Genomic DNA, 5,531 nt, shown 5'->3' with positions numbered 1-5,531 from the left:
GCCGTATTTGGTTACCATCGCACGAGCCATTTTGGTGGCACGCTCAAAGTCGTTGCTCGCCCCTGTGGATTTACGATTGATAAAAATCTCTTCGGCAATACGCCCGCCAAACAAGATGGAAATGTCATTGAGCATTTTATCGCTATAACTACTCACAGCGTCCTGCTCTGGCAATTGCCAAGTAACACCCAACGCCCAACCACGAGGCATGATGGTAACTTTGTGAACAGGGTCGGTATCAGGCAACAGCTGTGCAACCAAGGCATGACCTGCCTCATGGTAAGCGGTGGCACGGCGTTCTTTTTCGCTTAATACCATCGATTTGCGTTCAGGTCCCATATAGAGCTTGTCTTTGGCATCTTCAAAGTCGTTCATGTCCACGCTGTGCTTGTTACGGCGAGCGGCAAATAGGGCGGCTTCGTTTACCAAGTTGGCAAGCTGCGCCCCACTAAACCCCGGTGTACCTCTTGCCAACGCATTGACATCAACACCGATGGTTTGGGGTAATTTTTTCAAATGCACATTTAAAATCTGTTCGCGACCTTTGATGTCAGGCAAGCCTACTGATACTTGACGGTCAAAACGACCAGGGCGAAGTAGGGCTTTATCAAGTACATCGACACGGTTGGTGGCAGCGATGACAATCACGCCATCATTACCCTCAAAACCATCCATCTCAACAAGAAGCTGGTTTAAGGTTTGTTCTTGTTCACTATTATGGCTACTAACCCCTGCCCCACGCTGACGACCGATGGCATCAATCTCATCAATAAAGATGATACAAGGAGCATGTTTTTTGGCTTGGTCAAACATATCACGAACACGAGACGCACCCACGCCGACAAACATCTCCACAAAATCAGAGCCAGAAATGGAGAAAAACGGCACGCCTGCCTCGCCTGCAATCGCTTTGGCAAGCAAGGTTTTACCTGTACCAGGAGGACCTACCATGAGCACGCCACGAGGAATGGTCGCTCCCAGCTTGGTGAACTTAGCAGGGTCTTTTAAAAAATCCACCACTTCAACAACTTCTTGCTTGGATTCCTCACAGCCAGCGACATCGGCAAAGGTAACTTTGATTTGGTCTTTGTCGAGCATTTTAGCTTTGGATTTACCAAAACTCATGGGGTTGCGACCACCTACACCGCCACCGCCAGCACCACCGCCCATGCCACGCATAAAGAGCCAAAATAGCCCAATGATGAGCAAAATTGGAAACGCTGCAATGAGTAGCTGAGTACCAATCCCTTGACGCTCTGGTACTGCCCCCTCAACTTCCACTTCGTGTTTACGAAGCAGAGGCATAAGCTCATTATCATCAATAGTAGGACGCACCGTCTCAAAGGTTGAGCCATTGGTTTTGGTACCAGTAATTTCTTCGTTCTTAATCTCGATTTTTTTGATTTCACCTGCTTCTACCGCACTAACAAATGCCGAATACTTCATCGCATCTGCTTTGTTTGAGCCACGGTCGAGATTGCTAAACACCATGACCACCACGGTGATAATCACAAGCCATAATAAAATATTTTTTGCCATATCGTTCACTAGCGTTTCCTGTTTTTGGCGTGATGTAACTACTTTAAAAATAAAATTGCCTAATGTTGGCAAATCCAAGAAGATATGAGGTTAAAAACCAATAAAATCAAGCCGAGTACTGAATTATTAGTATCATTTAATCGCCACCCAAAACATCTCTTTGGAGCGAGGACGGCTGGCGGCAGGTTTGATACTTTTGATTTTGCTAAACTTTTTTTGCATCTCGCTACGAAGCTCGGGCGACCCTTCACCCTGAAACACCTTCATTACCAATGCCCCACCCTCAGGCAATACTTTTAGGGCAAAATCCACCGCCAATTCACACAAATACATCATGCGTGGCATGTCCACCGCTGACATACCAGAGGTGTTGGGTGCCATGTCAGATAAGACCACATCGACACGCCGTCCACCGACTTCATTCATGATTTTGTCAAAGACTTCTTGCTCACGAAAATCCCCTTGAATGAAAGTAACATTTTCCAACGTATCCATCGGCAAAATGTCAGAGGCAATCAAAATCCCGTTATCGCCCACCAGCTGTCCTGCCACCTGCGACCAACTACCGGGTGCAGAACCCAAATCCACGACCGTCATGCCTTTTTTAATCAACCCCATTTTTTCGTTGATTTCGAGGAGCTTATAGGCGGCTCTTGCTCGATAGCCATCTTTTTGGGCGAGCTTGACATAATAATCATCAATATGCTCTTTCATCCACGCCTTTGAGGATTTACTAAATTTTTTGTTGGTAATGCGGGTTGCCATAACTTAAAATCAAAGCCTTCAAAACAACTGCTTAGTTTAACATTTTTATGAGAAAAATTGGTGTATTTTTGTTATAATAAGCCAATTTTTTAGCAAAAATCTTATATTAAGATTTTTTATCAAGCATTTATTGAGAAATTTTATGGCAAAACCTAACTTTACCAGCCTATCTAACGACACCCTAAAAGAGCTACGTGGCATCGGTCATCGTCTAAGCCCCATCATCATTGTTGGAGCAAACGGTCTATCGCCCACTCTCATCGAAGAGACTGCTCGTGCCTTAGCCGACCACGAACTCATCAAAATCAAAATCCCCGCAGGCTCAAGCGATGAACGCAAAGAATGCGCCAGTGCCTTAGCGACAGCCACCGAAAGTCAAGTGGTTCATCACATCGGACGCATGGTGCTGTTGTTTCGCAAAAATGACGAACCCAACCAAAAACTATCCAACCTAGCACGTTTTGGGTTTTAAGGGCATTACACCATGAATTTTTTTAGTGCAAATTTGCTTGATAAGCTATTTAGCTTACTCTCGTTATCGCATTTTACTGAGTTTTATTATGATGATGGTGCGGTCATGTCCAGAGATGGGCTGTTTGTCTTGCGTGACGACCAGCACGGTCAAAACACCCCAAAAGCCCATGTCTTTATCAGTCAAGACACACATGCTGGCAAAAACATCATCAACATCAGCTTTATGATTGAAAAAGTTGACGGCCTTCACTTTAATGATTTTCACACCAAAAACATCGCCAAAGCGGATAACCTATGGCAAGAGACCTGCCTTGAATGCTTTATTGGTCTGTCAGATGGCGGTTATTTAGAAATCAACGCCACCCCTGATGGTCGCTACGCCATTTATCATTTTGAAGATTATCGCACGCCTGCTGTGCCTACGCCCACCGATAAGGTTAGCTTGCATTGGCGTGCCGATGATAACGACAACACGGTCGTGTATGAGCGTCATTTTAGCCTTGATGTCAGCGGTATTGGCGAGCTTATCGACAGTCAAACACTCATCAACCCCTGCCTAATCCTAAACATCAACGGCAAAACACACCACCTTGCCACACGCCACGCCACGCCAGCAGATTTTCACGATAAGGCGTATTGGCAAAAATGGTAAGCATCTGACAAAATTAGCATAAAAAAACCCATGACAAATCATGGGTTTTGTTGCAGAAGATTATTTAATTCTAAACCAATCATCGGCACTGTTTTTGGCTTTTTCGATGTCGCTAGAAGATAAGTTTAGGGCAAGCTGACCAATTTTGTCTTGGGCTTTGCCACGAATGTTTTGGTCGAGCATGCCATCACGACTGGATAAATCATACCACTTATAAGCATCGACATAACGCTCTTGTTTTTCATCAATCATCGCAAGAGCGTAACTGGCACGGTTATCGCCTAGATGAGCCGCTTTTTCTAGCCATTTACGACCCGTTGCCATGTCCGCCTTCACACCCTCGCCACGCAAGTACATCAAACCTAGATTAAGCTGGGCAGGTGCGATGTCTTTTTCGGCAGCACGAGTGTACCAATAAACTGCTTTAGCGGGGTCTTTGGCAACGCCCTCGCCCTTTTGGAGGCGTTTGGCTAGGAAAAATTGGGCGTGGTGATTGCCCTGACCCGCCTGTGCTGTCAAAGAAGCAATGTCCATTACCTCAAAGCGAGACACATCAAGCGGTACATTTGAGATAAGCTCGGCATTTGCCACGCCAGTTAGTAGCAATGCAGAGAGGAAACTAAGTTTAAAGTATTTCATAAGATACCCTACTTTTCACGTTAAACATGTCCTGCATTGGCGACATCAGTCCACGCCCACATACCTCTTTGGGCAATCTCTACGATAAACAGACAAACCAAACAGACATGCATCATATCAATTTAGCGTTATTAATGATGGCTCATCGCCACCTCCATGTCCTAATCATACCACTAATTTTCTATAAACTCAATCACTTAACACCCAATTGACAAATTTTTGTAACACTACGTCCACACATCATTTGCACCCCAAGAATATTGTGTATAAATACTTACACTTTAAAAGGAATTATGATATGATAATAGTGGTTTTTGCCAATTAACACACCATAAAACACCGCAGGTAACTTTATGAAAAATAACCAATCTTTTATCCTAAAACCGCTTGCTGTCTCTTGCTTTGTGGCGATGGCAGCGACAGGCTGTGCCATTGATGATGATGTCAATCTAAACACCCCATCAAAACTCATCAGCAACCACACAAATATCGACACATCTAGTGCCGATGATGCCAAAAAACGAGCCGAACTTGCAAACGCCCTCTACGAAGAAGCCAAGAAAAAAGCAGAAGAAGCGGCTAAGACCGCCCAAGTTGCCAATGCCAATCTTGCCAGCCTCGCTGATACTCTGCAAAACGAAGTGGCGGACAAATACAACCAATGGCTAGCAGCCGAAGAAGCCATCGTAGCCATCAACGACCAAAAGAAACAAGCACAGCTTGATAACGACATCGCCAAAAAGGAAGAGCTTGCACAGCAAGAACAAGAGCAGATCGCCATCGCTCAACAGCTGTTTAACGAGTTAGAAAAAGCCAAAACAGAAGCCAATCAACTCCTAGAAGAAGCCAAGCAAGCCGAAGCAGCATGGATACAAGCCGAAAAAGAAAAAGCCGAAGCCGAAGCCAAAAAACAGGCTGAGGAAGAAGAAGCAAAGCGTAAAGCAGAAGAGGAGGCGAAAAAGCAGGCGGAGGAAGAAGCCAAACGTAAGGCAGAAGAGGAAGCAAAACGTCAAGAAGCTGAACGCCTACAAAAAGAGCAAGCCGTTCTTGACAAAATTAATGAAGCCATCGCTGCCACCAATAATGCAGCAGATACTCTTGCCAACGCCAAAAACACCGCAGCTACTGCAACCACGCAGGCAAGCGATGTTGCTACCGCCCAAGAGGCGATTAATAACGCTAACACCGCCTACCAACAGGCAAACAACGCCATCAACGAGGCCAGTACCGCCCTATCTCAGGCTGAGCAGGCTCTACAAGATGCCAAAAATGCCAATGCCAGCGATGAAGTTATCGCCAAAGCCGAACAGGCCGTTGCTGACGCTCAAAATGCCATCGCTGATGCTCAAAATGTCCGCACACAAGCTGACAATGCTCGCAAATTAGCAGAACAAACTCAGCAACAGGCTGAAAAAGAAAAAGCAGAACAAGAGCAAGCTCAAAAAGAGCAAGCAGAAAAAGA

The 5,531-nt window shown here is 45.4% G+C and carries 5 protein-coding genes and 1 pseudogene; 3 read left to right on the top strand and 3 right to left on the bottom strand.

All coding sequences use genetic code 11. The annotated features are described in order from the left end of the window. Both ftsH and Q4B79_RS09495 read right to left on the bottom strand, forming a co-directional pair. Window positions 1–1,548, bottom strand: a 1,548-nt coding sequence (gene ftsH, locus Q4B79_RS09500; RefSeq protein WP_303086177.1) for an ATP-dependent zinc metalloprotease FtsH, incomplete at its 3' end; no start/stop codon positions are given. Window positions 1,549–1,671: 123 nt separating this feature from the next. Further along, complete coding sequence (locus Q4B79_RS09495) at window positions 1,672–2,304, bottom strand: RlmE family RNA methyltransferase (protein WP_303086176.1); 633 nt, start codon at window positions 2,302–2,304, stop codon at window positions 1,672–1,674. 142 nt (window positions 2,305–2,446) lie between these two features. Here Q4B79_RS09495 and Q4B79_RS09490 point away from each other — a divergent pair, with 142 nt between their 5' ends. Next, a complete protein-coding gene (locus Q4B79_RS09490) occupies window positions 2,447–2,776 on the top strand; it encodes a YhbY family RNA-binding protein (protein WP_303086175.1) in 330 nt (109 codons plus the stop codon). Window positions 2,777–2,788: 12 nt separating this feature from the next. After that, window positions 2,789–3,430, top strand: coding sequence for a hypothetical protein (locus tag Q4B79_RS09485; RefSeq protein ID WP_303086174.1), 642 nt, complete (start codon window positions 2,789–2,791; stop codon window positions 3,428–3,430). 60 nt (window positions 3,431–3,490) lie between these two features. Here Q4B79_RS09485 and Q4B79_RS09480 read toward each other — a convergent pair whose 3' ends face one another. Next, complete coding sequence (locus Q4B79_RS09480) at window positions 3,491–4,069, bottom strand: tetratricopeptide repeat protein (RefSeq protein ID WP_303086173.1); 579 nt, start codon at window positions 4,067–4,069, stop codon at window positions 3,491–3,493. Between the two features lie 353 nt (window positions 4,070–4,422). On the opposite strand from Q4B79_RS09480, the pseudogene Q4B79_RS09475 reads away from it, so the two are divergent. Continuing rightward, window positions 4,423–5,531 (top strand): annotated as a pseudogene (locus tag Q4B79_RS09475) (hypothetical protein); the annotation flags it as partial.

This window comes from Moraxella sp. (assembly GCF_030525845.1).
Lineage (GTDB): Bacteria > Pseudomonadota > Gammaproteobacteria > Pseudomonadales > Moraxellaceae > Moraxella.
This window is presented reverse-complemented; position numbering and strand designations above follow the sequence as displayed.